Source organism: Sutterella parvirubra YIT 11816 (assembly GCF_000250875.1).
GTDB lineage: Bacteria > Pseudomonadota > Gammaproteobacteria > Burkholderiales > Burkholderiaceae_F > Sutterella > Sutterella parvirubra.
Map to the genome: position 1 here is coordinate 1 of NZ_JH604892.1, position 849 is coordinate 849.

General features: G+C 59.6%; 2 protein-coding genes. Both read right to left on the reverse strand.

Annotated features, from left to right (window positions below):
- Window positions 1-338 (reverse strand): IS66 family insertion sequence element accessory protein TnpB (gene tnpB, locus HMPREF9440_RS02435; protein WP_008541160.1); only part of this gene is annotated, 338 nt, incomplete at its 3' end.
- The gene (locus tag HMPREF9440_RS02440; RefSeq protein ID WP_148516301.1) at window positions 335-769 is read right to left on the reverse strand and encodes a hypothetical protein; all 435 of its coding nucleotides are present in this window, start codon (window positions 767-769) and stop codon (window positions 335-337) included. The genes HMPREF9440_RS02440 and tnpB, both read right to left, overlap by 4 nt.
- Between the last annotated feature and the right edge of the window lie 80 nt (window positions 770-849).

Here is an 849-nt window from a genome sequence, read left to right on the forward strand (position 1 = left end):
AGTTCAGTACGCCGAATTTGTAGGGTCTCCCCATCCAAATAGGCCGCGAGTTTCTCGTTCGTGAGGGTCATCGCGGCCGGGCCTTCCGCCTCCATGAGAATCTGGGCGAACCGTCCGGCGTTGAGTCTGCGGAGGATGGTGACGGACCCTTTCTCGTCCCGGTAGATCACCTTGCAGAGAGAGCGGCTCTTCGAGACGAAGACCACGACGTCTTCCTTCCTGCCGAGGTCGATGTCGAGGTACACGTCGGCCATGAGCGCGAGTTTGTTGAAGCCCATGCGCAGATCGACGGGCGAGACGACCAGGGTGACTCTGCGGTTTCCGAAGTCCAGCTTCACGACGACCTCCTCATCTGTTCGATCATGTTCGCGGCGAAGCCCTCCGGTTCGCTGCTCATGAACTCAATCACGCTGCCGCACGGGAGAGTGACTCTTACGGGGGTAGGCGCCGCTGCCCTTTCGAATTCCGGTCGCGGACTTCTCGGCCCGGCCTTCACGAGTCCGGCACCGACCTTTGTGGGGAGCCTCGCGACACGGACAGCTCGTTTTTCGCCTTGTTCGGGGTTTGAAGTCGCGGCGTCCCCCTCCAACATGCTCTTCGCGCGTCGGATCCCTTTGTAGAACTCCCAGAGCGAGATCCTGGCGCGAAGGAACTTGGCGGAGTGTTGAGCGTAGAACTTCTTCAAGCTGGGGCAGTTCGATTCTTGGACTGCCTGATAGATCGCCACCCAATCGATTGAACCGGAGCTCTGGGTCGGTAGCTTCTTCACGAGCGCCTCCTGAAGCGGGAACAAAGCCCAAATTCTGCTTCAGGTCGCGAAATTCACCGAGCGGGTCTTAGGACACGTAC